Consider the following 25,419-nt stretch of genomic DNA (forward strand, 5'->3'; position numbering starts at 1 on the left):
TATGACCATGGCTTTTATGAGTTTAAATGGAATCGACGTAAGTTACGATAAAAAGAAACAGATCTTAAAGGGGCTGAATCTGGAAGTCGAGGAGGGCGAGCTTGTATCCCTCTTAGGTCCCAGCGGCTGCGGCAAGTCCACGACACTCCGCGTCGTTGCAGGCTTTATCAACCCTCAGGGCGGAACCTTCACATTAGACGGAGAGGACATGACAAAGGTCCCGGTCCACAAGCGCCAGTTCGGCCTGGTATTCCAGAGCTACGCCCTGTTCCCGCACTTAAGTGTTTATGACAATGTAGCGTTCGGGCTCAGAACAAGAAAGATGGACAAGGACCTGATCGACAAGAAGGTCAGGGAGATCCTTGAGGTCTGCGGCCTGACAGAGCTTGCCGACCGTTTCCCGAAACAGATGTCCGGCGGACAGCGCCAGCGAGTTGCCCTCGCGAGAGCACTTGTCATCGAGCCAAAGCTACTGCTCTTAGATGAGCCGTTATCCAATCTTGATGCGAAATTAAGACTTTCCATGCGTGTGGAGATCAAGAGACTTCAGAAGCGCCTTGGAATCACCACATTATTTGTTACACATGATCAGGAGGAATGCTTCTCCATCTCCGACAAGGTGGCTGTTATGAACGGCGGTGTCATCGAGCAGTTTGACACACCGGAGAACATCTATAAGAGACCGGCGACAGAGTTCGTCGCGAGATTCATCGGTTTCGAGAACTTCCTTGAACTTGCGAAAAAGCAGGACGGCGTTTATACAGCACCGGATGGAAGCGAGTTCTTAACTTCCATGGATCTCGATTGCGAGAAATTCGCGGGAACGATCCGCCCGGACGATATCTGTCTGGCAGATGATGTTCAGACGGAGAATGTCTTAATCGGTAAGATCGGTGTCCGCACATTCCTCGGGAAGAGCTACCAGTACGAGGTTGAGACTTCCGCCGGTGTCCTGAAGGTAAATATGGGAACTGACCATGTTTATAAAGAGGGCGAGGAGATCCGGCTGTATCTGCCGAAGGATAAGCTGATTCTCGTGAGAAGATAGGAGACAGAGATCTTAGGGCACAGGTCATGCGCCGAAGGGAGAACCAGAAAGATCGAATCGTTCTCCGGACGGAAAACAATGAAGGGAACCATCGCAGGATGTGGGGGATATGAACGGATAGTTCCGAAACAGACCCATATTCATGCGGGAAAATATGCAACTGCCCATTTGTACAGCTTGTGCGGAAAGCACAGACCTGCCGGACAGTTACAAAACATTATCTCAAAAAGAGAGAAAGAGGAGAAAAACCATGAAAAAAACAGCAGCAGTTGTACTTTGCGCAGCAATGATGCTTACCGCCTGCGGCGGCGCATCCACAACAGAGACCACAGCAGCAGGAAGCCAGGCAGCAGGCTCTGAGGCAGCTTCTTCCGCAGAAGAGACAAAGGCAGCTTCCGGAGACGCACAGAAGCTCGTATTATCCACATACGGCCTCAGCGAAGATATCTCCGAAGAAGAGGTTTACACACCGTTTGAGAACGAGTTCAGCTGTGAAATCGTTACTGAGACAGGCGGCACAAACGACCGTTATACAAAGTTAGCGGCAGACCCGAACTCCACCATCGATGTGATCGAGCTCTCCCAGGCTATGACAGCGAAGGGCACTGACGAGGGACTTTTCGATACGATCGACTTAAGCAAGATCCCGAATGCTGAGAAGTTGATCCCGGCTGCAAAGGAGATTGCAGAGGCAGGACAGGGTGTTCCGTACACCATCAACAGCATCGGTATCATCTACAACCCGGAGCTTACAGGATTTGAACTCACAAGCTTTGATGACCTTTGGGACGAGCGCCTTGCAGGCATGGTTTCCATCCCGGAGATCACAACAACATTCGGACCGGCTATGGTTTACGTTGCAAGCGACCACGCAGGCGTTGACGTAACAACAGACAACGGCGAGGCTGCTTTCAAGGCACTTGCTGACTTAAAGCCGAACCTTGTTAAGACTTACACAAAGTCTTCCGACCTGATCAACATGTTCACATCCGGTGAGGTTGCAGCAGCAGTTGTCGGTGACTTCGGCGTTCCGACGATCGTAGCCGCTAACCCGACACTTGTTTACGTTACACCGGACGGAGCTTACGCTAACTTCAACACCATCAACGTAACAAAGAACTGTGCGAACAAGGAGCTTGCTTACGAGTACATCAACTACCGTATCAGCGAGGAGCTTCAGACAAAGACAGGTAAGGCATTAAACGAGGCACCGACAAACAAGGACGTTACATTCACTGAGGAAGAGTCCAAGGATATGACCTACGGCGACAAGGCTGCAAAAGTTAAGGTTGTTGACTATGCTTTTGTAAACCCGATCTTAAATAACTGGATCGACCAGTGGAACAGAACGATCAACAACTAATAACGAGGAATTTTATATGAGACCCGATTTCATTCTGAAAAATGTCATGGTCTATCAGACCTTCAGACAGTGTTTTGAAAAGCGGGATGTGGCAGTTGCAGGGGAAAAGTTTTATTGCGTTTCCCCTGCAATTTCATATCCGGGAGTACGGGAGATCGACGGAAAAGGCAGATACATGCTGCCTGGTCTCGTGGATATCCATATGCACATCGAGAGCTCGATGACATATCCGGGCGAGTTTTCAAGGATCACGCTTCCATATGGAGTAACAACGGTGGTTGCCGATGCCCACGAGATGGCGAACGTGTTCGGCATGGACGGCATCCGGGCTTTTATGGCGCAGAAGACGAAGCAGGATATCTTCTGGGCGATCCCGTCCAGTGTACCGGCGACAAATGAGAAGTTAGAGACAGCCGGGGCGTCACTTGGTGTAAAGGAAATTTCTGAGATGGCATCCTTAGATGGAGTTCTCTGCCTTGGAGAGATCATGAACTATAAGGATCTCTCAGCAGAAGGCGAGAGCCGGACGCGGGATCTCATCAATGTGTGCCGGAACGCGGGAAAGAATCTCCGAATCGAGGGGCACTGCCCGGGACTTACGGGGGCGGATCTTAACCGCTTTATCTATGAAGGTGTTGATGCGGACCACACCCAGCAGACTCCACAGTCAGTGATGGAGAAGACAGAGCTTGGGATGTTTCTGGAGCTGCAGTTCAAATCCCTGACGCCGGAGGTCGTGAAGACCGTCTGCGACAATGAACTCTATGAGAATGTGGCGCTGGTGACGGATGACACGATGGCAGATAAGCTTCTGACCGGACATCTCAATAAGATTATCGAGACGGCTGTGAAGGCGGGAATGCCGATGGAGAAGGCGATCTACTGCGCGACCTGGACACCGTCGAGACGGATGCATCTGGATGACAGAGGGATGATCGCGCCGGGAAAGATCGCAGACTTTATGCTGCTGGACAGTCTGGATGGGATCGATCCGGTTGTGGTTTATAAGAAGGGCGAGTGTGTGTACTGCAAGGACAAGGAGGCTTACGGTGCGGCAGAAGCTGCGGCGTGCAGTTTCCCGGCTTCTTTCTACCACACGATCAACTGCCGTCCGGCGGAAATCTCCGACTTTGTGTTAAAGGCGGAAGATCCGGAGGCGAAATGGGCGGAAGTCAATGTCATGAAGATCGGCACCTTCGGAACGGCAACCACACCGGTGAAATGCAGAGTCGAGGTGAAGGACGGTGTGCTTGACTGGAAGTCGGCAGGACTTTCCCTTGCAGTCGTTTTCGAGCGGTACGGCAAGAATGGAAATATCGGATATAGTCTCGTGGAAGGAGCACTGACGAAACCGGGCGCTGTGGCCACCACGTGGTCCCACGACAGCCATAACCTGTTTGTCCTGGGAACAGATGAGAACGATATGAAACTGGCCCAGAGGCGCGTCCTAGAGCTCCAGGGGGCATATGTGGTGTTCGCTGAAGGAAGATCCCTGGCAGAGGCGGGACTCACCATCGGCGGCATCGTGTCGGATCAGCCCATCGAGGTTCTCGGACAGGAATTAAAGGAAGTGCGGACGGCGATGGAAGGTCTTGGATATGTGAACAACAACGTAGTCATGTCCATGTCCACGCTTTGCCTTCCGGTGTCACCGAAACTGAAGCTCACGGATCACGGGCTTTTGACGGTGCCGGGGCAGGAACATGTGCCGTTGGTTGAGAAGTACGGGAAGTAGTTTTACGGCCCGCCGCCGGTTTTTCTCCGCGGATAGTGGAAGAACCGGATCAGGTCGAAATTATGAAGGATGAAATTAGAACGATGAAGAAGATTATCAAAAACGGCATTGTTGTGACGATGAACGAGGCAGGTGATGTCTGGGATCATGGTTATGTGATGTTTGAAGATACAAAGATTCTGGCAGCAGGACCGGAGGAAGAGCTTGAGAAGGCGCTTCAGGCGCTTACTGCGCAGGGGATTTTAAAGGCTGGCGAGACCTTCGAGGAGATCGACGCAAAGCGCGCCATCGTGATCCCAGGCCTCGTAAACACCCACTGCCACCTCGGCATGATCCCGTTCCGCGGCCTCGGGGACGATTGTAAGGATCGCCTGCGGGTGTTCCTGCTTCCGATGGAGAATCAGGCCATGGACGCGGAGATGGCCAGGCTTTCCACGCGATACGCCATAGGCGAGCTGCTGCTCTCCGGTGTGACGACAGTGCTTGATATGTACTATTTCGAGGAAGTTGTGGCGAAGGTCATGGACGAGATGGGGATCCGCGGAATCGCCGGTGAGACGGTGATGGAAAAGGATTCCTGCGACAGTAAGAACGCGGATGAGGCCATCGAGCGTGGAATTGCACTGATCGAGGCGTACAAAGATCACCCGCGCGTTTCCGGAGCGATCACGCCCCACGGAACGACGACCTGCAGCCCGGAGACTTTAAAACGGGCATATGAGGAGGACGTGAAGGCGGGAACCGTATTTACGCTCCATGTGGCGGAGATGGACTACGAGATGACCCAGTTGAGGGAACAGTATAATATGACGCCCATCGAGTTTATGGAGCATATCGGAGTCCTCGGACCGAATACGCTGGCGGCCCACAGCATCCGCACGACGGAACATGACGTGGAGATCCTCGCGAAGCACGGAGCGTCCGTGGCCCACTGTATCGCCTCCAACACGAAGGCCGCAAAGGGCGTGGCTCCGGTGTCCCTGATGCATAAGCACGGCATGTCCGTCGGCTTCGGTACCGACGGTCCGGCGAGCGGAAATACGCTGGATCTGTTCATCCAGATGCGGATGTGCGAGAACTTCCACAAAAATGAGCTCCACGATCGCAGCGCGTTCCCGGCAAAGGAGGTCGTTTCCATGGCGACGATTGAGGGAGCAAGAGCGTTAGGACTCGGCGATATCACTGGTTCCATCGAGCCCGGAAAACAGGCGGATCTCGTCCTCGTAGAGACCGACTCCCCAAATATGTTCCCGGTATACGACCCGTATTCGGCTCTTGTGTATAGCGCGATTGCATCGAATGTGAGAGATGTTTATGTTGCGGGTGAGTGCCTCGTAAAAGAAAAGAAGCTTGTCCGTGAGGACTTCGCGAAGATCAGGAATGACCTTCGGGAGAAGATGGAGCGGACAGCGTTTAAGGATATGAAGAATCTGGTGTAGAAGATAGAAAAACGGGGCTGTCGCACTAACGTGCGGCAGCTCATTTCATATTCCCAACACAAAACGCCGAGCTTCGAAAAGCCCGGCGTTCGTGGTATACTGTCTGATGCTGCACGGGCTTCGGTATGGGGAAATCCGAGGACTCTGTTTTACAGATTTTAATAAGCAAGAGCGGACGGTAACGGTCCGAAGGCAGGCTGTACGTCTCTCAGACGTCGATTACGCAGGTAAAAAAATTCGCGTTTCCAGAACAGGAATCGAAATAAAAGCAACGAAAACCGAGGAAAGTGACCGGGTTTTACGGATGCTGGAAATTATCTTTTCCTTAGCGGAAGAACGCAGAGACTGGCTGGAACTCAGAAAAGAAACCAGAAAAAAGAACAAGAAAGAATGGTCGGATGAGTATGATGGCTATATCTGTATTGCAGATCGGGGAGAGATCAAGTCAGACGCCACCTTAAATGCCGCTTTAAAACGGATCTGTGCGGATGCCGGCATTCCAATCGTCACGACTCACAACCTGCGGCATATTGCGGCAACTATGATGTTTGAATACGGTACGCGTAATCAGGACCATCCGGAAGAAATCCTGTTGCATGTTTCAGAATATCTTGGACATGCCAATATTGGAACTACATTTGATGTCTATACTGCTTATATGGAAGCGGAATCCAGAATCGATATTATCGCAAGAGGGCCTATTGTGGAGTGGAAGTTTCGCGATAGCATAACATCGGATCATGGGAAATATGTCATCCGTTTTTCGCTTACATTTTCTGACGGAACCGTTCTCCCAAAGCAGATAGGCAGCTTCGAGACACAAAGAGACGCGCAGGACAAAAAGAATGAAATCATAGGACAACTGGCAAGAAAGGAATACATCGCAAGTCAGATTCTGGCAGAAAATTTTTATGATTACTGGCTGAATGAACATATGGTAAAGGTACGGAAGATTAAATACGGCACCTTTGTGTGTTACCGGAACATCATACAAAATTATATTTTGCCCATAATAAAAGGGAGGACGATGGATGTAGTAACCAATGATGACCTCTTAAAGATTCTGGATTCCATGACGCCAGGGCTTTTATCACCGGCTTACGGAGTCTTCGGCTCTTCTTTCAAGTATGCCAAAAAACACGTTCTGATTAACAAAAATCCTGCTACAAGCGCAATTTCCATAAAGCGAAAGCAGGTATCCAAAAAAGAAGCGAATGAAAGAGCCGCAGCTGCAAAAGGTGGACCCAGTCGCCGGAGGCAGAAGGGAAGGATGCAGGCGAGGTGACAATCTGGCATCGGGCGGATGGCACTGCCTATAACCGCCGGTCCTATAAGGATGATTTCAATTCCATGAAAAAACTTTACGGTCTCCCGGATGATTTTCACTGGCACGATCTGCGTCATGTATACGCAACATTGATGGTCCATTACCAGGTCAATATCAAAGAACTGGCCATCGCACTCGGACATTCCAGCGGAATTTTCACGATGCAACACTATGTTGTTCCGAGCCAAAAAGTTTGTGAAGACGTTCCAGAATTTGAGGAAATTTTCCTGAATGCCATGCCGGTAAAACTGGAAAATAATGAGATCGTTCTGAAGGAAACCCTGATTTTTGAGGTTCCTGGATTTGACGAATATTCGGAAAACTTGATAAAAAGTTCGACGATAGAAGCTCGAAAAATTGATTTCGGGAAAGAATCTATTGCGGAAACACGCGAAATACCGTATAATAATGCGGTCTGATCTGTACATTTAGAGCGGATTTATCCGTAAAATAACGGAAAATCCGAATTGTGCGTATTTCAGAAACAATTTTTTTTGTCGTAAGAGCGAAAAACATTATGTAAACTATCCGTGAGAAAAAGACACTTGACAAGAATTTGTGTTTTTACGCTTACGGAGAAAATCAGAGAAAAAGAACTAAAAAACAGCGATGAACCCATCGCTAAAAACGTGAGAAATGTAGGTAAAATAAGGATTTATGAGAAAGTTAGCGTTAAGTGATGAAATTTTATTAACCGTTCAACAACCCGCCAGATACATCGGTGGGGAAGTAAACTGTGTCATGAAAAATCCGTCCCTTGTGGACATTCGGTTTGCCATGTGCTTCCCGGACGTATACGAGATCGGCATGTCCCACCTTGGCATGCAAATCCTGTACGCGATGTTTAACAAGCGGGACGATGTGTGGTGTGAGCGTCTGTTCTCTCCGTGGACAGACTTAGACAAGGTGATGCGGGAGCAGCATATCCCGCTGTTCGCGCTGGAATCCCAGGATCCGGTGAAGAATTTTGATTTCCTGGGCTTTACGATCCAGTATGAGATGTGTTACACCAACATCCTGCAGGTGCTGGATTTAAGCGGCATCCCGCTGCATGCGGCTGACCGTACGGAGGAAGATCCGGTCGTGATCGGTGGTGGTCCGTGTGCCTATAACCCGGAGCCGCTTGCCGTATTCTTTGACATGTTCTATATCGGCGAGGGCGAGACCCAGTACGATGCACTGTTTGATCTCTACAAAGAAAACAAGAAAAATGGCGGCAACAGAAGAGATTTCCTGGAGGCAGCAGCCAAACTTCCAGGCATCTACGTGCCGATGTTTTACGATGTAGCTTACAACCAGGACGGCACCATTGCGTCCTTCACCCCGAATAAAGAGGGCATTCCGGCTACCATTACCAAGGAACTGGTTATGGACATGAACGATGTCCCGTATCTGGAAAATCCGGTAGTTCCGTACCTGAAGGTAACCCAGGACCGCGTGGTTCTGGAGATTCAGCGCGGCTGCATCCGCGGCTGTCGTTTCTGCCAGGCAGGCAATATCTACCGTCCGCTGCGTGAACGCAGTCTGGAGTTCTTAAAGGATCATGCATACAAGATGTTAAAGAGCACCGGCCATGAGGAGATTTCCTTAAGCTCCTTAAGTTCCAGTGACTATACCCATTTAAAAGAGATCGTAAACTTCCTGATCGAGGAGTTCCAGGGCAAGGGCGTGAACATTTCCCTGCCGTCTTTGCGTATCGATGCGTTCTCCCTGGATGTCATGAGCAAGGTCCAGGATATCAAGAAGAGCAGCCTGACCTTCGCGCCGGAGGCCGGTACCCAGCGTATGCGTGACGTCATCAATAAGGGACTGACGGAGGAGATCATCTTAAAGGGTGCCGCTGAGGCATTCCACGGCGGCTGGAACCGTGTAAAGCTGTACTTTATGCTGGGACTTCCGACCGAGACCAGAGAGGATATGGAGGGCATTGCCCTGCTGTCTGAGAAGGTTGCAGAGCTCTACTACGACGAAATCCCGAAAGAGCAGCGCAACGGCAAGGTTCAGGTTGTTGCCAGCTCTTCCTTCTTTGTTCCGAAGCCATTTACCCCGTTCCAGTGGGCGCAGATGTGCACCAAGGAGGAGTTTTTGGAGCGCGCTTACATCGTAAAAGATAAGTTCAAGGAGATGTTAAACCGCAAGAGCTTAAAATATAACTACCATGAGGCTGACCTGACGGTCCTTGAGGGTGTTCTGGCCCGCGGAGACCGCCGTGTGGCAAGCGTTGTGGAAGAGGTTTACAAAAACGGCGCCATGTTCGATTCCTGGGGTGAGTATTTCAAAAACGACACCTGGATGCAGGCCTTCGAGACCTGCGGCATAGACCCGGATTTCTATACCGTAAGAGAGCGCAGCTTAGATGAAATCTTCCCGTGGGATTTCATCGATGCAGGCGTGACCAAGGAGTTCTTAAAGCGCGAGTGGCTGACTGCCATCAGCGAGAAGGTGACTCCGAACTGCCGTCAGCAGTGTTCCGGCTGCGGCGCGAGAAAATTTGGAGGAGGTGTCTGCTTTGAAGATGAGAATTAAATTTGCTAAGGAAGGCACCATGAAATTCATCGGTCATCTGGATATCATGCGTTATTTCCAGAAGGTGATGCGCCGTGCCGATGTCGATATCCGCTACAGTGAGGGCTTCAGCCCGCACCAGATCATGTCGTTTGCGGCTCCGCTCGGCGTGGGACTGGAGAGCCGTGGCGAGTATGTCGATATCGAAGTGCTGAGCACTGATTCTTCCAAAGAAATGCTGCGCCGCATCAATGAAAATATGGTAGAGGGCATGGAAGCGCTTTCTTACCGGGCACTTCCGGATGATGCAGGCAATGCCATGTCCTTAGTGGCGGCAGCCGACTACGAAGTCCGTTTCCGGGAAGGTTATGAGCCAAAAGATCTGGAGGCATTCTTCGCAGGAATCCCGGAATTCCTGAAAAAAGAAGAGATCCTGTTTTTAAAGAAGACCAAAAAGGGTGAGAAAGAAATCAATATCCGCCCGCAGATCTACCAGATGGAAGCCCGTCCGGAGCATAAGATCTTTTTACAAATTGCGACCGGAAGTGCTGCAAACTTAAAGCCGGATGCCGTGCTTCGCGCTTACGCAGAAAGCCGCGGCGAGACGCTGGGCGAGTTTGCGCTTATGGTTACCCGTTTGGAAGTATACGCAAATAAGGGAAGCGAAGAAAAGCATGACTTCGTGACCCTGGAATCATTTGGTGAAGACATTGAATAAGCTGATCGTAACCCGGTGGCATGACCGCGTCCTGACAGCTCTGGTTTCCGGCAAGGAGACTCTGGAGCTTGGACTGGAGGATGCATCATCCATTCTGGGTAATATTTATGTTGGAAAAGTCCAAAAGGTCGTAAAAAATTTAAACTCCGCTTTCGTGGATTTCTCTGATGGACGTACTGGCTACTACAGTCTGACTGACAATAAGGTCACGCTATTTGCCGACGGCCGGCACCGGAAACTGAAGGAAGGCGATGAGATCATCGTGCAGGTGGCAAAGGATGCGGTGAAAACAAAGGATCCCGTGCTGTCCGGGAACTTAAATTTTTCCGGAAAATATGCAGTCCTGACTGCCGGAAAGCGTGTGATCGGCTTTTCTTCCAAAATCGATGACCGGGAGTGGAAAGAACGCATGCGTCCGCAGATTGAGCAGCTTCTGGACGGCAAAAGCACCGGCGTCATCATCCGCACAAATGCATATGGACAGGAAACAAAGCTCCTTCGGGAGCTTTCCGCGTTACTGGAGCAGTTTGACCGTGTCATGAACCTTGCGCAGTACCGGACCTGTTACAGCCTTCTTTATGAAGCGGAGCCGGATTACTTAAAAGCGCTGCGCAACTGTCCAAACGGAAGTCTGGAGGAGGTTGTGACGGACCAGCCGGATCTTTTTGCACGTTTGCAGGAATATTTCCGCATTTCAGATCTCTCAGAGACAACCGGACTGCGCTTTTATGAGGATAAACTTTTAAGTCTTGCGAAATTATATTCGCTGGAATATGCATTAGAACAATCTTGTCAGAAAAGGGTATGGCTAAAGTCTGGCGGATACCTTATAATAGAGTGCACAGAGGCCATGGTCGTCATCGACGTGAACACCGGAAAATATTCCGGCAAGAAGAATCTCGCTGATACCATTCGCCTGATCAACTTAGAAGCAGCACAGGAAGTTGCACACCAGCTGAGACTCCGCAATCTGTCCGGCATCATCATGGTCGATTTTATCGATATGGATACGGAAGAGGATAAGGCACTTCTCATGGACACCTTAAAAGCTGCCGTGCGGCCGGATCCGGTCAAAACGACCGTTGTTGACATGACACCGCTCAACCTGGTGGAAATGACACGAAAGAAAGAAAAGAAACCCCTGTGGGAACAGATCGCCCAGATTTCAAAATAGGGTATAACGACCAACAGAGGATAGGAAAAGGGGATGCAGCATGAAGATTATCATTGTAGGCTGCGGTAAGGTCGGACTGACCCTGACCGAACAGCTAAATAATGAGGGACATGATATCACCGTGATCGACAAGGACGGCGCCAAGCTCCGCTCTGTGACCGATAACATCGATGTGATGGGAGTAGAGGGGAACGGTGCGATTTACCAGGTGCAGATGGAGGCCGGAATCAAAGAAACAGACCTTCTGATCGCAACCACCAACTCAGATGAGCTGAATATGCTCTGCTGCCTGATCGCAAAAAAAGCCGGCAACTGCCACACCATTGCGAGAATCCGTAATCCGGAGTACGCGAACGAAGTACAGTATATCCGGGAGGAGTTGAACCTGTCCATGGCGATCAACCCGGAGCTGGCAGCAGCTACCGAGATTTCCAGACTGTTAAAATTCCCGTCTGTCATTAAGATCGACGCATTTGCAAAGGGCCGCGTGGAGCTGATGAAATTTATCATTCCAGATAACTCTGTGCTTGACAATATGCAGGTATACGAGGTTGGACCGCGTCTTCACTGCAGCATCCTGATCTGTGCAGTAGAGCGCGGAAACGATGTCATCATCCCTGGCGGAAGCTTCTGCCTGCAGAAGGGCGATAAAATATCCTTTGTGGCATCCGGATCTCAGGCAACCGAGTTTTTCCGCCAGGTCGGACTTTCCAATAATACGATCAAAACCGCCATGCTGGTGGGCGGCGGCAAGATTTCTTACTACCTCGCCAAGATGCTGGAAGACACTTGCATTAAGGTTAAGATCATCGAGCAGGATCTGACCCGCTGCCATGAACTGAGTGAGCTTTTGCCAAAGGCCATGATCATTCACGGAGACGGTTCCGACCAGCAGCTTTTAATGGAAGAGGGCATTACCCAGACCGAATCCTTTGCGGCACTGACCGGATTCGATGAAGAAAACATCATGCTTTCCCTTTACGCGGCAAGCGTTTCCAAGGCAAAGCTGGTCACCAAGATTAACCGCATCGCGTTTGAAAATATCATCCAGCAGATGAACCTCGGAAGCATCATCTATCCGAAGATGATCACGGCAGACGGCATCATCCGTTATGTCCGTGCGATGCAGAACTCCATGGGAAGCAATGTGGAAACCCTGTATAAGATCGTTGCGAACAAAGCCGAGGCGCTGGAGTTCCGCGTGGAAAAAGGCGCGCCGCTCATCGGCATTCCGCTGGAAAAGCTGTCCTTTAAAGATAACCTTCTGATCGCCTGCATCAACCGCGGCGGACAGATCATCACCCCGCGTGGTAAAGATACGATTGAGCCGGGCGATACCGTCATCGTGGTCACGACCCATTCGGGCCTGAAGGATCTGAAGGATGTCTTAAGATAAGAGGGATGCATCATGAATATTGGAATTGTATTTTATTTTTTAGGCTGGGTCCTTGGAATTGAAGGAATCCTGATGATCCTGCCATGCGTGGTGGCATTAGTCTATCAGGAGCCGAGTGGATTCTATTTTCTGGGTGTCGCTCTGTTTTGCGGGATCTGTGGCTGGTTTTTGGCGCATAAAAAATTAAAAAGTACTGTTTTTTACGCCAAAGAAGGCTTTGTGGCAGTTTCCTTAAGCTGGATCGTATTAAGTTTCTTTGGCGCATTGCCGTTTTTCTTAAGCCGGGAGATCCCGTTGTTCGAGGATGCACTGTTTGAAGTCATTTCCGGGTTTACGACCACCGGAGCCAGCGTGCTTCCGGATGTGGAAACCTTAAGCAAATGTATGCTGATATGGCGCAGCTTCACCCACTGGATCGGCGGTATGGGCGTTCTGGTCTTTATCCTGGCAGTCCTCCCGCTTGCCGGGGGCTACAACATTCATATCATGAGGGCAGAGAGCCCTGGACCGTCTGTCGGAAAGCTGGTTCCGCGCGTGCGCACGACCGCAAAGATCTTATATCTGATCTACTTTTTCATTACTGTCGTCCAGATTGTCCTGCTGCTTTTCAGTGGCATGCCGTTATTTGATTCTATGGCGATGAGCTTTGGTACGGCAGGAACCGGCGGTTTCGGTATTGTCAACAGCAGCTGTGGAGACTATACGTCGCTGCAGCAGTGGATCTTTACCATTTTCATGATCCTGTTTGGCGTAAACTTTAATGTATATTACCTGTTTTTGATCCGGAAACCGAAGGATGCACTACACTGCGAAGAAATGCGTGGGTATCTTGGGATCATCCTGGTCAGCACACTTCTCATCACATGGAATATCCGTGGTATGTTCCCGGATATCCTGACGGCGTTAAAGCATGCAGCCTTCCAGGTTGGATCTATCATCACCACAACTGGTTATTCCACAACCGATTTTGACTTATGGCCGGGCTTTTCCAAAACAATCCTGGTATGTCTGATGTTTGTGGGTGCCTGTGCCGGAAGTACCGGCGGCGGTATTAAGGTTTCCCGTATCGCCATTGCCGTGAAGACCGTAAACAAAGAGCTGTCTTCCCTGATCCACCCGCGGAACGTCAAGGTATTGAAATATGAAGGAAAGCCGATCGAGCATAATGTGCTGCGTTCCATTAACACGTATCTGGTGGCTTATATTTTAATCTTTACCGTGTCCCTGCTTCTGATCAGCCTGGACAATTTCGACATGACTACCAACTTTACGGCGGTAGCAGCGACCTTGAATAACATTGGTCCGGGACTTTCAAAAGTGGGTCCGACCTGCAACTTCGGGATTTTTAATCCGTTTAACAAATATATCCTGATGTTTGACATGCTGGCTGGACGTCTGGAACTGTTCCCAATGCTGCTTTTGTTTTCCCCGCGTACGTGGGTGAGAGAGTAGAGAAAAAAGTTTTAAAAAAGATAAAATTAAGATTGACATTGATAACATTTCATGCTAATATACATGAGTATGTGCCGCACAGCGAGGTTTGAAAGTTCCGAGTCCATCGGATCCGGACACCGAAACTGGCGAGTAATGATAATAGGAGGTGCCATATGTACGCGATTATTGCAACAGGTGGTAAGCAGTACAAAGTAGCAGAAGGCGATATCATTAAGGTTGAAAAGCTTGGTGTAAACGCTGGCGAAACCGTTACGTTTGACCAGGTTCTTGCAGTTAACAACGGAGAGTTATCCATCGGATGCCCGACCGTAGCAGGTGCAACTGTTACCGGAACCGTAGTTAAAGAGGCAAAAGCAAAAAAGGTGATCGTTTATAAGTACAAGAGAAAAACTGGCTATCATAAGAAAAATGGTCACAGACAGCTCTTTACCGAGATCAAGATCGACAAGATCAATGCTTAATTAATCATGATTAACGTAACCGTATCTGTTGATTCCGAACATCGTTATCATGGGATTTCTTTTCTGGGTCATGCAGGCCTTGCCGATGACTATCAGGAAGGACAGGAGCTGGTTTGTGCAGCTGTGTCTGCCCTGACCCTCAACATGGCAAACTCTGTGGAACACTTCACGGAAGACCAGTTTGAGGCAGATGAGGACGAGCAGTCCGGGATGTTCCGTTTCCGCTTTACCGGAACGATTAGTCCGGAAGCAGCACTCCTTATGAATTCTCTGGTCCTTGGTTTAGAGGACATTGAGGAAACATACGGAGAACCGTATATAAAAATTCGATTTGAGGAGGTGTAAGAGATGTTTAAAATGAACCTTCAGTTATTCGCTCATAAAAAAGGTGTAGGTTCTACCAAGAACGGTAGAGATTCTGAGTCCAAGAGACTTGGCGCTAAAAGAGCAGATGGTCAGTTCGTATTAGCTGGTAACATTCTTTACAGACAGCGCGGTACCAAGATCCATCCGGGTCTGAACGTAGGTCGCGGCGGCGATGATACTTTATTCGCAACTGTAGACGGCGTTGTAAGATTTGAGAGAAAGGGCAGAGACAAAAAGCAGGTTTCTGTATACCCGAGAACAATCAACGAATAATGACACTGACAGGGCTTCATACTGATTGCTGGTATGAAGCCTTTTTTTGCCAGAGACATCATAAACGTATCCCATACGTTTGCTGATACACAGGAAAGGATTTAGGTGAATCCATGTTTGCAGATAATGCAAAGATTTTTATTAAATCAGGAAAAGGCGGAGACGGCCATGTAAGCTTCCGCAAAGAATTGTTTGTGCCGGCAGGCGGTCCTGACGGCGGTGATGGAGGAAAAGGCGGAGACATCATTTTTGAGGTGGATCCGGGTTTAAATACATTGACAGATTTTCGTCACGTTCGGAAATATGTGGCACGAGATGGAGAACAAGGCGGCAAGAAGCGGTGCCACGGTGCCAACGCAGAAAACCTGGTGATCAAGGTTCCGGAAGGAACGGTCATTAAGGATTTTGAGACTGGCAAAGTCATCGCGGATATGTCCGGTGAAAATAAACGGGAGACCATTTTACGGGGCGGTAAAGGTGGTCTTGGCAACATGAACTTTGCAACCCCGACCATGCAGGCTCCGAAATATGCACAGCCAGGTCAGCAGGGCCACGAGCTCTGGGTTCAGCTGGAGCTGAAGGTCATTGCAGACGTTGGACTGGTTGGTTTCCCAAACGTAGGAAAGTCCACCCTTCTTTCCCGCGTGTCCAATGCAAAACCGAAAATTGCAAATTATCATTTTACGACCTTAAACCCGCATCTGGGTGTGGTTGACTTAGACGGCGGAGCCGGTTTTGTTATGGCAGATATTCCGGGGCTGATCGAGGGCGCTTCCCAGGGAATCGGTCTTGGTCATGACTTCTTACGCCACATCGAACGCTGCCGCGTTCTGGTTCATGTGGTAGATGCCGCAGGTACCGAGGGGCGTGACCCGATCGCGGACATCCACGCGATCAACGCAGAGCTGGAAGCATACAATCCGGATCTGTTAAAGCGCCCTATGGTCATTGCAGCCAACAAGATTGATGCCGTTTACTCAGAAGATGAGGATCCGGTAGAGATCTTGAAACAGGAGTTTGAACCGGAAGGCATCAAGGTATTCCCGATTTCCGCAGTCAGCGGTAAGGGCGTAAAAGAGCTGTTATACGCGGTTTACGAGCTGCTTAAGACCGTAAACCTTGATCCGGTCATCTTTGAGAAAGAATTCGAGATTGAGTACGCCGGCGACCGCAACCTGCCGTACACCGTAGAGCAGAACGAGGACGGTGAGTTTGTGGTAGAGGGACCTCGTATCGAGAAGATGCTGGGTTATACCAACCTGGAATCCGAGAAGGGCTTCCAGTTCTTCCAGAAGTTCTTAAAGGAAAATGGTATTTTAGACGAACTTGAAGCTGCAGGCATCAAAGAGGGCGACACTGTCCGTATGTATGGCCTTGCATTTGATTATTATAAATAACAGGAGATAAAACATGACAAGTAAGCAGAGATCCTATTTAAAGGGACTGGCTATGACGATGGATCCGATCTTTCAGATCGGCAAGTCCAGTGTAACTCCGGAGCTGACTGCAGCAATCGCAGAAGCACTGGAAGCACGGGAGCTGATCAAGATCACCGTATTAAAGAACTGCCTGGACGATGGACGTTCCATCGCAGAAGTTCTGGCTGAGCGCACTCGTTCCGAGGTCGTTCAGGTGATCGGCAAAAAGATCGTTCTTTACAAGCCGGCAAAAGACGAGGCAAAGCGCAAGATCGTTCTGCCTTAATAAAGGAAAGTCATAATTGTACAGGCAGCGCATTGCATTGCTTGTACAGTTACAAAACATTGATTTATAGCCCACAGGAACAAACCATATGATCTGCTCCTGTGGGTTCGTAATATCATAGAAATAACATTGTTTGCGAAGGGAGTGACTGTGATTGGCTAAGATCGGAATTATGGGTGGAACCTTTGATCCCATCCACAATGCGCACCTGATGCTTGGCAGACAGGCTTTAAAAGAATATCACCTCGATGAGGTCTGGTTTATGCCTTCCCACAATCCCCCGCACAAAACAGATCATCGTGTAACCGGTACAAAAGACCGGTGTGAAATGGTAAAGCTGGCTATCGCAGGAGAACCGTGTTTTCGTTTTTCCGATTTCGAGATTACACGTTCAGGCAATACCTACACGGCCCAGACCTTAAAGCTTTTAAAAGAAGCTTATCCGGAGCATACCTTTTTCTTTATCCTGGGCGCAGATTCCTTGTATCATATCGAAAGCTGGTATCATCCGGAGGAAGTCATGCGCCAGGTTACAATCCTGGCTGCCGGGCGGGAATGCGAAGATGCTCCCTGTACGTTAGAAGAGCAGGCTGCGTACCTGATCAAGAAATACAGAGCCGCAATTTTTCTTTTACACAGCGATACCATGGAGGTTTCTTCCCAGGAACTGCGAGAGCGTGAAATGAACGGAGGCGGAATCCATAATCAGGTTCCGGAAAACGTAGAACGCTATATTGAAGAACACGGTTTATACCAGAATCCTGAGAAGCTCTGACTATAAGGAGGAGGAAATACCTATGATAACAGAACAGATCATTACACTGCGCAAACAGCTGAAATCAAAGCTGGACCCGATGCGCTACGAACATTCCGTAAGTGTATCCTTTACCTGCACCGCGCTTGCCATGCGCTATGGCTATGACATCAGGAAAGCGGAGCTTGCCGGGCTGATGCATGACTGCGCCAAGCGTTTTACAGACAGCGAGCTGATCCAGAAATGTCAGAAGCATAATGTCCCGCTGACGGAGGCAGAAATCAAGGCTCCGGCCGTGATCCACGCAAAATATGGCGCATTTCTGGCAGAAAATAAATATGGCATTCACGATGCAGAGATCATCTCTGCCATTGCATGTCATACGACCGGAAAGCCGGATATGACAACACTGGACAAAATCCTCTATATCGCGGACTATATCGAGCCGCGCAGGGATAAAGCCGATAACCTTCCACAAATCCGCTATCTGGCCTTTCAGGATCTGGATCAGACCATGTATGAGATTTTAAAAGGAACCCTGGATTACCTCAATAAAAAGGGAAGCAGCATTGACCCGATGACGATGCAGGCATACCAGTATTTTGAAAGCATTATGGAACAAAAGAAACAAACAGAAACCGTGTAAGGAAAAGCCATGTCAGGCTGCTATAAAGCGAAAGCTGCGATTTCTGTGCATGAATGGAGTTATAGATTAAACAAAACAAAGAAGGAGAACATGAATGAGTCAGGCAAATGAAATGGTAAAACTGGCGATCACCGCCCTCGAAGATAAAAAGGGTGAAGATATCCGCGTGATCGATATCCGCGAAGTCTCCGTACTGGCAGACTACTTCCTCATTGCAAGTGGTTCCAACGGAAACCAGGTACAGGCTATGGCCGACAACGTAGAAGAGGAGCTTGGAAAAGCCGGATATCCATGCAAGCAGGTAGAGGGCTACCAGAGTGCTAACTGGATCCTGATGGACTACGGTGACATCATTGTGCATGTCTTTGATAAGGAAGACCGCTTGTTCTATGATCTGGAACGTATTTGGAGAGACGGGAAGATCATGGATGCGAAGGAATTTGCGGAATGAATTTTTGTTTAATTCCTTTTATTTCTGAAACAAGGAACGGAAAGAATCGGCCACTCCGGCTCCAGCCCATGCAGCCAAAACAATACAATTTCCATATGGAAGGAAGACATCATCTGCATTTATCAGAGACTAAGGTACGGATACTGTTACCGTGATACCTGGTCGATCGACCAATGGTTCCTTACGGTTGTTCCGAACATGATCCATGATATTCGTGTCAACAGCCATGGTTATCCTGGCTCCTTTGAAGGTCCGGAAGAAGAGAATATCCGGAAGTGAGAACGTATTCTGAGAAATATGATGAGTGATGTGCCGGAATATGCGGAGATTTCGGAAAGGTGGCTGGCGGCTGAGGGAGAACTGCGTGAGTACCGGAACCGGTGCCTGAAGCAGGGGATGGAGCTTATGACAAAATATTTTTGGAACCTCTGGGATTGATCAGCAGGAACGGGCAAAAAGAAAGCGGCGGGGAGTCGAAGGAGGATTCCCTGCCGCTTCTGTCGTTCGCTTTCTGCTTCTTCCGGTTGTATGCCTTGCCGTTCGGCATGGTCCGCGTTGCCGGGTTCAAGATGCCCCAGGTGGAACGCTGGCCGGAATGGTATGTTTTTTGTGCTTTCTTACTCTGTTTGCTGATCGGGATAAATGATTTCTTCATGCGGCACCTCGATTCTGTTCCAGTGTTTCCATGATGTTATTGCAGAATTCTGTGTAATCGTTGTGTCCGAAAAGCAACATCTTGTTGCACAGCAATTCCATGGATTTCTCAAATTCCGCCGTGTCTTTCTTTCTGACTTTGCAGAGAATGATGCGGTACGGGGAATCGTCCCGTGAGAATTCGTTTCCGAACCGCACGGAAACATGGTTCTGTGCGAACAGGGAATCCGCAAGGTAGTCTTTATGGTCAATGTACATATACTGGACGGACATGATGGACAGACCGTCCAGTCTCAGGAAATTTTTCATGGGATCCTCCTTTGTGATAGCTGTATGTAAGGAAAAGGCTGCGGAATTTCCATTCCGCAGCCGTGGTGCCTGAAACCGTACCCCGGCACCGGCGTGATCGCTCACGGGTTTTCTACAGGGGATCATTTACCATTGATATTTGCTGAATTAGCGTACCATGAACCGAAAGATACAATGGATAAAAAATAACAAAACAATCCATGTCACTGAACGTTAACAATCCCATCTGCATTTTTAAAGACCCTGTACGGAAAATTCTTTAAATGTCCGCTTCAAACAGGAACGTCTGATTGTACCGGTCAAGAGCAATCTGCATTTCCATGATTTCGCCGGAAATGCGTTCGTAATCCTGTTTTACCAGTTCCGGATCGTAATTGGTATAGCGATACTCAGGAACGGCATTCCTGGAGCTGAATGCATGGGAAGATTCCCTCATTTTCGGCAGGCATTTCCGCATGGCGTCCAGAGTCGCTTTGCGGGAGTTGAGCTGTGCCATTCTTACCAGAATGCTGTCAACGCTCATTTGCGTATCGCCTACCAGGATCTTTGCTGTTGCGTTGGCCAGGTTCAGGGCGTGCTTGATAATAACGGTTTTTTGATCAATCTCTTTCAACGTCTCGGAAACGGCGGAGTAGTCATATTCCGGGATGACCGGTTCCTCGCCGACGGCAGCAACGTATGTACGGGATGCCACCTCTTTGGCTTCCCAGTAGGACTTTTCGTCCGACAGGCTTTTGAGCAGTTTATTGGCATAAGCCGAAGTCATTTTCATGATGTATTCGCCTCCTTCGCATCAATTCCTTATAACACGATTATAAGGCGAGAGAGGGAAGATGTCATTGAACCGCTGGTTTAAAGCGACCCAAAAACGAGAAATATCCCCGTCAATGACGAGGATATTTTCAATGCTGGTATGTAACAGTCTGCTGAGAATGATAAAGTTGTCCAGGCTCGGCAGGGATTTCCCGGCAATCCATTTGTAGATTGCCTGTGGGTTTTCAAAGCCGAATGCTCCCTGGATCTCGCGGATCGTGTAGTTCTGCTCTGAAAGCAGCTGCTTGATCCGCTTCCCGGTTTCCACGGGTTGGATTGACAAATACATCGGTTCCATTTGCATCCCTCCATGATTCTGTACCATCCCGAAACACTTGTTTCCATTCTATCACGGCTGTGGTAGATTGAACAGCGAAATTTTATTTCTGTAGGCGAAATCTGGATACTTCTTCGTGATCTAGTTTATCGAGTGTCCCATCATTACCAGATTCTATGCTGGTTTCCTTCGACAGAAAACAAATTTCCGCAACACGATTTCCGTTTCTGAATTCCGTAAGATGAAGGGACCATCCGGTAAGTTCGTTGATCTGATTCAATGCCGGAATGATCATGTCTTTTTTTAACAGCTTATACGGATAGTCTGGGTTTCCGGTCAGGCGTTTTGCCATGTCCTTTTGGGAAAGCGGATCAGGGTCGGGCGGGAGTGACATCAAAAAGAAATATAAAATTACAGTTGAAGTCGATCGCAAGGCAGACAGATGATGTAAATTAATATACAAGGTAAATTTTGAACATTTTTTCCTTGTTTGGATGTGTTTGCATAAAGAAACCTGCGGTAAGGATTGGACTTGGAATCATAGCTGTTTTGGGCCTAATGCTTGCAGTTCTGATCGGTAGCGTTACCTATACGACAAAATATCGGGTTAATTCCGTTGACTCGTCCACCTCTCAAGATGGGAAGTATGAATTACTGTTTCAACAGATAGGAGATCCAGACTGGCTATTTGGATATACACATGCCAGACTGGTTCTTAAAGATGAATTAGGAACGATTGCAAAGTATTCTTTTGATGTAAGAAATGATGGCGCTTCTGTTCATTCCGATTCATGGCAGGTTATCTGGAAAGAAGATAGCGTGGAGGCTGTGATTAGTGGAAAAGAGCAGAATGATGAACAGTACATTCTATATTTTGATAGAAAATGTCTAGTTCTCTGCCTGTTATGATAAAAAATCCCGTCTGATATACTTTTCATTCTGCACACAATAATATACCTGTCATTTAACAGTTAATCTGCCCAGATTAACTGTCTGAGTGGTGCCATCTCCTCCATCCATACGCCGTTTTCCCTGTCATAAAACTTTGTATCTGAATTTACTGCAAATGGGATGCCTGCCGCCTCCAGAGAGTCACACATGAAAGCCGCAAATTCCATTTGCTCATTCAGGGTATAATCATTTTCATCGTTATAATTTCCAGGCATCCAGGCTCCCACCCAGGTCGGTACCCCTGTTTCCTCCTGCCAGCGCAGCGCATATCCGATTTTTTCCTGGATAAGCTGCCGCTCACCCTCCGTCCCTGAAGTCCAGAGATTCATAGATTTCAACTGTATCAAAGGCGGCATCACCCAGAAAGGTCTTCGGCTCGATCAAAGGGTGCTTTTTGGAAATGTACATGTGATACTCTGTAAAATTCTTAGGTATGAATCTCTTTTTAATGGTTGTTTTTTCAAAATGGAAAAATATGAAATAGATGGTACTGATATTACGGCTGAAATGAGAGAAAACATGCTATCATACCATGATGGAAAAAGAGTATATACAATATTCAGTCAACCAGCCAATGATATGGTCTACAAAAGAGGATTTTGTACATGGGAGAGGTACAATAAAAGAGCATTGCAAATTCAAAAAATTAAGAATAAAGATGAAATGAATATTAGTATAGAGTGGAATCACGAACAATGACAAGCATGGACACAGAGCATTTACTTATATTGGCAATGTGACAGATATTGGATATATGTTTGGTGAGTGCACGAAACTTAGCAATGTATCCGCTGTTAATGATTGGGATATCGCAAATGTTATGATATAAAACGAATAGGCACCTGGTACAACGGCACATTCACCCCAACCACCTAATCAATGCATACAACTCACACAGAAAGCACAGACTCACCGCAGCATGTGCTTTCTTAAATAAAGTAGAAAATCGGACGACTGTGCTTGTACGACTTATTTAAGATAGAGTTTTAGTTTCTTAACAAGGAGATGGGCCATAGTTCCGGGAGCAGAATCAGACGGACGTCTGCCAACATTGATTTTTTCTAATTTCTCTGCATTTGCAATGGCAGCATCCATATATGGAAACAGGATTGCATACGTTTGACCAGACCGCATGGAAGATTGTATCTTCCGTTGATTCCGCTTTACACAGATCAGCCGTTTTGTCGATATGTTCCGCCGGAAAATCATCGGTATCGAAAACAACCCAGACATGTTTGTAGCCGTTGGCGGAGGTTGAAGCGAGCTGTTTGGCTCTTCAAGAACGCCGAAGCGTGGTCCAGGATCGAATCAATTATAGCGTATGTAAAGTAAAAGGTAATGGATCAGAAATGGTTCATTGCCTTATATGCAGGCTTCTATAGCCGTAATCCTTTAATATCTTTAATACGTGATAGGATCGTATTGCAGCTGCAGCTGATAACGCCGGGAAGTGTATCAATGACTGTGTGCAGGAAGTGTTCCATTTCATCACTTGATGAAGCAACGGCATGTACATGCAGCTTGTCTCTTCCTGTGACACGGTAAATCTGCGTAACGGTATCATTATTATGTAATATATCTGTCACCTGCGACAGATGGTCTGGTTTTGTTTCGATTTCAAAATAGCATGAAACAGCACCGCTGATCTTTTGAGGGTTTATTATAGTTGTATATTCTTCAATTATGCCTTTTTTCTCCAGAGCCTGAATCCGGGCTTTTACTGCCACTCTGGAAATACCGGTTTCTTTACCAATATCAGAGTAAGAAATACGTGCATTTTCTATAAGCAACTGGATGATCTTCTGATCCAGTTCATCTAAACCGTTCAGGTACATAAGTTTCCCCCTGTAAAATAATATCCTCCGGATAGTAATTTTCCTTAAATATCATATCATTTATGTTGCTGAAAGTAAACTCTGGCTTGACTTAGCAGCTGTAACTACATATAATTATTTCGAAACGTAATTTAAAACTTGCATTTTGAATACAAGGAATCAATTCTGGTGAAGAAAAGAATAAGTGAAATTATAAAGGCTGTGGAGGAATATGATAATGTCAAAAGATGAATATTTGATCGCAGAAACGCCTCTTAAAGCGTTGACGGTTTTTGCAATGCCGATGATTTTGGGCAGTTTTTTTCAGCAAATATACAATATGGCTGACTCTATCATCGTCGGCCAATTTGTTGGCTCCTCTGCACTTGCAGCTATCGGGGCCTGCGCAGCGCTGACCAATGTTTTCATTTGTGTGGCACTGGGAGCAGGTGTCGGTGCCGGTGTGCTCGTGAGCCGCTATTTCGGTGCCAGGGAGTATGGAAAAATGAAGACCATCGTGTCAACATCCTTGTTTAGCTTTTTAATTCTAAGCATAGTCCTTGGTGTTTTTGGCTTTTGCTTTTCCCACTCGATGATGCGGGTATTACAAACCCCTGGCGATATACTGAATGATGCAGTGTTATATCTACGGGTCTATTTTGTGGGCTTTCCGTTTCTGTTTATGTATAATATTCTTTCCAACATGTTCACTTCCATTGGTGAATCAAAAATCCCACTGGGACTCTTGGTATTCTCGTCAATCTTAAATATTTTTATGGATCTTTGGATGGTGGCCGGACTTGGTCTCGGTGTGTTTGGTGCAGCCCTTGCGACTCTTATAGCACAGGGGATTTCTGCGGTGTGTTCACTTTTTCTTTTCCTTAGCCGGATGCGTCGATATAAAAGTCGCTTTGATTGGTTTAACAGGCAGGAGTTATATTCCATGCTTCAAATTGCTGTACCTTCGGTTCTTCAGCAGTCTACAGTGTCCATCGGTATGATGATCGTACAGGCTGTTGTAAATCCTTTCGGTACACAGGCACTTGCGGGGTATGCGGCGACGATGCGGGTAGAGAATGTTTTTTCATTGATTTTTGTATCCATTGGCAATGCGGTTTCCCCATATGTTTCCCAGAATCTTGGTGCAAAGAAAATTGAACGGATCAAAAAAGGATATCACGCTGCACTGGTGTTAGATGTATGTTTTGCAGTTCTTGCTTTTATAGTCATTGAAACATTGCATACTCAGATTTCCTCGCTATTCCTTGGCAAAGATGGAACTGCCCTGGCTTATCAGGTATCCGAGGGTTATATGAGATGGCTCGGTTACTTCTTCATCTTTATGGGAATCAAAATGGCAACCGATGGGGTTCTGCGTGGTCTTGGAATCATGCGCCCGTTCCTTATTGCAAATATGGTGAACCTGGCGATCCGCCTGTCGGTTGCGTTGATTTGTGCACCGCGTTTTGGTATTGTATTTGTCTGGCTTGCTGTACCAGCAGGTTGGTTTGCAAACTTTTTAATATCCTATGTGGCTCTTCGGAGAGCATGGCCGACTGATAAAGAGGTGCAATCCCGATAGCCTAAAGTAATTTAAAAGGAATAGATGAATGAAATATTGGCGAAGATTTGTATTCTGGAATCTTCTCTTGCGTTTATTTCATTCAGTAAAATTTTAACCTGAATTATTCACGGCAAATCCGTGAGTGTGGCTGAAAGCCACATAGTTACTATATTTTAATTGAATATTGCTTTTCACTTATCAAGTAAATGAAAAAAGAGCATC

Annotated in this window: 28 protein-coding genes; 22 read left to right on the forward strand and 6 right to left on the reverse strand. The window is 47.7% G+C overall.

Annotated elements, in window-relative coordinates; genetic code table 11:
* The first annotated feature begins 7 nt into the window (after positions 1-7).
* The 19 genes from DWZ40_RS02555 to rsfS all read left to right on the forward strand — a co-directional run bounded on the left by DWZ40_RS02555 (position 8) and on the right by rsfS (position 18,815).
* Positions 8-1,048 (forward strand): ABC transporter ATP-binding protein, encoded by a 1,041-nt coding sequence (locus tag DWZ40_RS02555; RefSeq protein WP_118540543.1) that lies wholly within the window; start codon positions 8-10, stop codon positions 1,046-1,048.
* Positions 1,049-1,298: 250 nt separating this feature from the next.
* Positions 1,299-2,411: an ABC transporter substrate-binding protein gene (locus tag DWZ40_RS02560; RefSeq protein ID WP_118540544.1), complete on the forward strand. Its 1,113-nt coding sequence runs from the start codon at positions 1,299-1,301 to the stop codon at positions 2,409-2,411.
* A gap of 16 nt (positions 2,412-2,427) precedes the next feature.
* A complete protein-coding gene (locus DWZ40_RS02565) occupies positions 2,428-4,146 on the forward strand; it encodes an adenine deaminase C-terminal domain-containing protein (protein WP_118530785.1) in 1,719 nt (572 codons plus the stop codon).
* An 83-nt stretch (positions 4,147-4,229) separates the two neighbouring features.
* Positions 4,230-5,585, forward strand: a complete 1,356-nt coding sequence (locus DWZ40_RS02570) for an amidohydrolase (RefSeq protein WP_118540545.1) — start codon at positions 4,230-4,232, stop codon at positions 5,583-5,585.
* A 91-nt stretch (positions 5,586-5,676) separates the two neighbouring features.
* Positions 5,677-6,870, forward strand: a complete 1,194-nt coding sequence (locus DWZ40_RS02575; RefSeq protein ID WP_118540546.1) for a tyrosine-type recombinase/integrase — start codon at positions 5,677-5,679, stop codon at positions 6,868-6,870.
* Positions 6,867-7,331, forward strand: coding sequence for a tyrosine-type recombinase/integrase (locus tag DWZ40_RS02580; RefSeq protein WP_118540547.1), 465 nt, complete (start codon positions 6,867-6,869; stop codon positions 7,329-7,331). Before DWZ40_RS02575 ends, DWZ40_RS02580 begins: the two co-directional genes overlap by 4 nt.
* 238 nt (positions 7,332-7,569) lie before the next feature.
* Complete coding sequence (locus DWZ40_RS02585) at positions 7,570-9,438, forward strand: TIGR03960 family B12-binding radical SAM protein (protein WP_118540548.1); 1,869 nt, start codon at positions 7,570-7,572, stop codon at positions 9,436-9,438.
* Positions 9,428-10,135 (forward strand): TIGR03936 family radical SAM-associated protein, encoded by a 708-nt coding sequence (locus DWZ40_RS02590; RefSeq protein WP_347560035.1) that lies wholly within the window; start codon positions 9,428-9,430, stop codon positions 10,133-10,135. The genes DWZ40_RS02585 and DWZ40_RS02590 overlap by 11 nt, the downstream gene beginning before the upstream one ends.
* Positions 10,119-11,309, forward strand: a complete 1,191-nt coding sequence (locus tag DWZ40_RS02595; RefSeq protein WP_347560029.1) for a ribonuclease E/G — start codon at positions 10,119-10,121, stop codon at positions 11,307-11,309. The genes DWZ40_RS02590 and DWZ40_RS02595 overlap by 17 nt, the downstream gene beginning before the upstream one ends.
* A gap of 40 nt (positions 11,310-11,349) precedes the next feature.
* Positions 11,350-12,705 carry a Trk system potassium transporter TrkA gene (trkA, locus tag DWZ40_RS02600; protein WP_118540550.1) on the forward strand — a complete coding sequence of 452 codons (1,356 nt, stop codon included), beginning with the start codon at positions 11,350-11,352 and terminating at the stop codon, positions 12,703-12,705.
* Positions 12,706-12,717: 12 nt separating this feature from the next.
* Positions 12,718-14,157: a TrkH family potassium uptake protein gene (locus DWZ40_RS02605; protein ID WP_118540551.1), complete on the forward strand. Its 1,440-nt coding sequence runs from the start codon at positions 12,718-12,720 to the stop codon at positions 14,155-14,157.
* 155 nt (positions 14,158-14,312) lie between these two features.
* The gene (gene rplU, locus DWZ40_RS02610) at positions 14,313-14,621 is read left to right on the forward strand and encodes a 50S ribosomal protein L21 (RefSeq protein WP_118540552.1); all 309 of its coding nucleotides are present in this window, start codon (positions 14,313-14,315) and stop codon (positions 14,619-14,621) included.
* A gap of 6 nt (positions 14,622-14,627) precedes the next feature.
* A complete protein-coding gene (locus tag DWZ40_RS02615) occupies positions 14,628-14,966 on the forward strand; it encodes a ribosomal-processing cysteine protease Prp (RefSeq protein WP_118540553.1) in 339 nt (112 codons plus the stop codon).
* A 3-nt stretch (positions 14,967-14,969) separates the two neighbouring features.
* Positions 14,970-15,260, forward strand: a complete 291-nt coding sequence (gene rpmA, locus DWZ40_RS02620) for a 50S ribosomal protein L27 (RefSeq protein ID WP_118534195.1) — start codon at positions 14,970-14,972, stop codon at positions 15,258-15,260.
* Between the two features lie 113 nt (positions 15,261-15,373).
* On the forward strand, positions 15,374-16,657 hold the full coding sequence (obgE, locus tag DWZ40_RS02625; RefSeq protein ID WP_118540554.1) for a GTPase ObgE: 1,284 nt from the start codon (positions 15,374-15,376) through the stop codon (positions 16,655-16,657).
* A gap of 13 nt (positions 16,658-16,670) precedes the next feature.
* Positions 16,671-16,964: a ribosome assembly RNA-binding protein YhbY gene (gene yhbY / locus DWZ40_RS02630; protein WP_118534197.1), complete on the forward strand. Its 294-nt coding sequence runs from the start codon at positions 16,671-16,673 to the stop codon at positions 16,962-16,964.
* Between the two features lie 154 nt (positions 16,965-17,118).
* Complete coding sequence (gene nadD, locus DWZ40_RS02635; protein ID WP_118540555.1) at positions 17,119-17,739, forward strand: nicotinate-nucleotide adenylyltransferase; 621 nt, start codon at positions 17,119-17,121, stop codon at positions 17,737-17,739.
* Positions 17,740-17,761: 22 nt separating this feature from the next.
* Positions 17,762-18,364 (forward strand): bis(5'-nucleosyl)-tetraphosphatase (symmetrical) YqeK, encoded by a 603-nt coding sequence (gene yqeK / locus DWZ40_RS02640; protein WP_118540556.1) that lies wholly within the window; start codon positions 17,762-17,764, stop codon positions 18,362-18,364.
* 94 nt (positions 18,365-18,458) lie between these two features.
* The gene (gene rsfS, locus DWZ40_RS02645) at positions 18,459-18,815 is read left to right on the forward strand and encodes a ribosome silencing factor (RefSeq protein ID WP_118540557.1); all 357 of its coding nucleotides are present in this window, start codon (positions 18,459-18,461) and stop codon (positions 18,813-18,815) included.
* 403 nt (positions 18,816-19,218) lie between these two features.
* Here the strand turns inward: rsfS and DWZ40_RS02650 are convergent, their stop codons facing one another.
* The 4 genes from DWZ40_RS02650 to DWZ40_RS02665 all read right to left on the reverse strand — a co-directional run bounded on the left by DWZ40_RS02650 (position 19,219) and on the right by DWZ40_RS02665 (position 20,889).
* Positions 19,219-19,470: a hypothetical protein gene (locus DWZ40_RS02650; RefSeq protein ID WP_118540558.1), complete on the reverse strand. Its 252-nt coding sequence runs from the start codon at positions 19,468-19,470 to the stop codon at positions 19,219-19,221.
* A complete protein-coding gene (locus DWZ40_RS02655; protein ID WP_118540559.1) occupies positions 19,467-19,778 on the reverse strand; it encodes a hypothetical protein in 312 nt (103 codons plus the stop codon). Before DWZ40_RS02655 ends, DWZ40_RS02650 begins: the two co-directional genes overlap by 4 nt.
* Before the next feature lie 259 nt (positions 19,779-20,037).
* On the reverse strand, positions 20,038-20,550 hold the full coding sequence (locus tag DWZ40_RS02660; RefSeq protein WP_182431595.1) for a hypothetical protein: 513 nt from the start codon (positions 20,548-20,550) through the stop codon (positions 20,038-20,040).
* A gap of 21 nt (positions 20,551-20,571) precedes the next feature.
* Positions 20,572-20,889, reverse strand: coding sequence for a helix-turn-helix transcriptional regulator (locus tag DWZ40_RS02665; protein WP_118540561.1), 318 nt, complete (start codon positions 20,887-20,889; stop codon positions 20,572-20,574).
* Between the two features lie 450 nt (positions 20,890-21,339).
* On the opposite strand from DWZ40_RS02665, the gene DWZ40_RS02675 reads away from it, so the two are divergent.
* Positions 21,340-21,777 (forward strand): hypothetical protein, encoded by a 438-nt coding sequence (locus tag DWZ40_RS02675; protein ID WP_118540563.1) that lies wholly within the window; start codon positions 21,340-21,342, stop codon positions 21,775-21,777.
* Positions 21,778-21,839: 62 nt separating this feature from the next.
* Here DWZ40_RS02675 and DWZ40_RS19235 read toward each other — a convergent pair whose 3' ends face one another.
* Positions 21,840-22,148 carry a hypothetical protein gene (locus DWZ40_RS19235; protein WP_147354125.1) on the reverse strand — a complete coding sequence of 103 codons (309 nt, stop codon included), beginning with the start codon at positions 22,146-22,148 and terminating at the stop codon, positions 21,840-21,842.
* A gap of 136 nt (positions 22,149-22,284) precedes the next feature.
* Here DWZ40_RS19235 and DWZ40_RS02685 point away from each other — a divergent pair, with 136 nt between their 5' ends.
* Positions 22,285-22,518: a hypothetical protein gene (locus tag DWZ40_RS02685; RefSeq protein ID WP_147354126.1), complete on the forward strand. Its 234-nt coding sequence runs from the start codon at positions 22,285-22,287 to the stop codon at positions 22,516-22,518.
* A gap of 677 nt (positions 22,519-23,195) precedes the next feature.
* Here DWZ40_RS02685 and DWZ40_RS02690 read toward each other — a convergent pair.
* A complete protein-coding gene (locus DWZ40_RS02690) occupies positions 23,196-23,654 on the reverse strand; it encodes an Lrp/AsnC family transcriptional regulator (protein WP_117677391.1) in 459 nt (152 codons plus the stop codon).
* Between the two features lie 217 nt (positions 23,655-23,871).
* Here DWZ40_RS02690 and DWZ40_RS02695 point away from each other — a divergent pair, with 217 nt between their 5' ends.
* A complete protein-coding gene (locus DWZ40_RS02695; protein WP_118540566.1) occupies positions 23,872-25,215 on the forward strand; it encodes an MATE family efflux transporter in 1,344 nt (447 codons plus the stop codon).
* Positions 25,216-25,419: the final 204 nt, after the last annotated feature.

Origin of the sequence: Clostridium sp. AF32-12BH, assembly GCF_003477935.1 — a bacterium.
GTDB lineage: Bacteria > Bacillota > Clostridia > Lachnospirales > Lachnospiraceae > Brotaphodocola.

What these genes read in the sequence shown, in the direction of transcription:
- DWZ40_RS02555 (WP_118540543.1), top strand. Translation starts at nt 8, where the DNA reads ATGGCTTTTATGAGTTTAAATGGAATCGACGTAAGTTACGATAAAAAG.
- DWZ40_RS02560 (WP_118540544.1), top strand. Translation starts at nt 1,299, where the DNA reads ATGAAAAAAACAGCAGCAGTTGTACTTTGCGCAGCAATGATGCTTACC.
- DWZ40_RS02565 (WP_118530785.1), top strand. Translation starts at nt 2,428, where the DNA reads ATGAGACCCGATTTCATTCTGAAAAATGTCATGGTCTATCAGACCTTC.
- DWZ40_RS02570 (WP_118540545.1), top strand. Translation starts at nt 4,230, where the DNA reads ATGAAGAAGATTATCAAAAACGGCATTGTTGTGACGATGAACGAGGCA.
- DWZ40_RS02585 (WP_118540548.1), top strand. Translation starts at nt 7,570, where the DNA reads ATGAGAAAGTTAGCGTTAAGTGATGAAATTTTATTAACCGTTCAACAA.
- DWZ40_RS02590 (WP_347560035.1), top strand. Translation starts at nt 9,428, where the DNA reads ATGAGAATTAAATTTGCTAAGGAAGGCACCATGAAATTCATCGGTCAT.
- trkA (WP_118540550.1), top strand. Translation starts at nt 11,350, where the DNA reads ATGAAGATTATCATTGTAGGCTGCGGTAAGGTCGGACTGACCCTGACC.
- DWZ40_RS02605 (WP_118540551.1), top strand. Translation starts at nt 12,718, where the DNA reads ATGAATATTGGAATTGTATTTTATTTTTTAGGCTGGGTCCTTGGAATT.
- rplU (WP_118540552.1), top strand. Translation starts at nt 14,313, where the DNA reads ATGTACGCGATTATTGCAACAGGTGGTAAGCAGTACAAAGTAGCAGAA.
- DWZ40_RS02615 (WP_118540553.1), top strand. Translation starts at nt 14,628, where the DNA reads ATGATTAACGTAACCGTATCTGTTGATTCCGAACATCGTTATCATGGG.
- rpmA (WP_118534195.1), top strand. Translation starts at nt 14,970, where the DNA reads ATGTTTAAAATGAACCTTCAGTTATTCGCTCATAAAAAAGGTGTAGGT.
- obgE (WP_118540554.1), top strand. Translation starts at nt 15,374, where the DNA reads ATGTTTGCAGATAATGCAAAGATTTTTATTAAATCAGGAAAAGGCGGA.
- yhbY (WP_118534197.1), top strand. Translation starts at nt 16,671, where the DNA reads ATGACAAGTAAGCAGAGATCCTATTTAAAGGGACTGGCTATGACGATG.
- yqeK (WP_118540556.1), top strand. Translation starts at nt 17,762, where the DNA reads ATGATAACAGAACAGATCATTACACTGCGCAAACAGCTGAAATCAAAG.
- rsfS (WP_118540557.1), top strand. Translation starts at nt 18,459, where the DNA reads ATGAGTCAGGCAAATGAAATGGTAAAACTGGCGATCACCGCCCTCGAA.
- DWZ40_RS02650 (WP_118540558.1), bottom strand. Translation starts at nt 19,470, where the DNA reads ATGAAGAAATCATTTATCCCGATCAGCAAACAGAGTAAGAAAGCACAA.
- DWZ40_RS02655 (WP_118540559.1), bottom strand. Translation starts at nt 19,778, where the DNA reads ATGAAAAATTTCCTGAGACTGGACGGTCTGTCCATCATGTCCGTCCAG.
- DWZ40_RS02660 (WP_182431595.1), bottom strand. Translation starts at nt 20,550, where the DNA reads ATGAAAATGACTTCGGCTTATGCCAATAAACTGCTCAAAAGCCTGTCG.
- DWZ40_RS02665 (WP_118540561.1), bottom strand. Translation starts at nt 20,889, where the DNA reads ATGGAACCGATGTATTTGTCAATCCAACCCGTGGAAACCGGGAAGCGG.
- DWZ40_RS19235 (WP_147354125.1), bottom strand. Translation starts at nt 22,148, where the DNA reads ATGAATCTCTGGACTTCAGGGACGGAGGGTGAGCGGCAGCTTATCCAG.
- DWZ40_RS02685 (WP_147354126.1), top strand. Translation starts at nt 22,285, where the DNA reads ATGGAAAAATATGAAATAGATGGTACTGATATTACGGCTGAAATGAGA.
- DWZ40_RS02690 (WP_117677391.1), bottom strand. Translation starts at nt 23,654, where the DNA reads ATGTACCTGAACGGTTTAGATGAACTGGATCAGAAGATCATCCAGTTG.
- DWZ40_RS02695 (WP_118540566.1), top strand. Translation starts at nt 23,872, where the DNA reads ATGTCAAAAGATGAATATTTGATCGCAGAAACGCCTCTTAAAGCGTTG.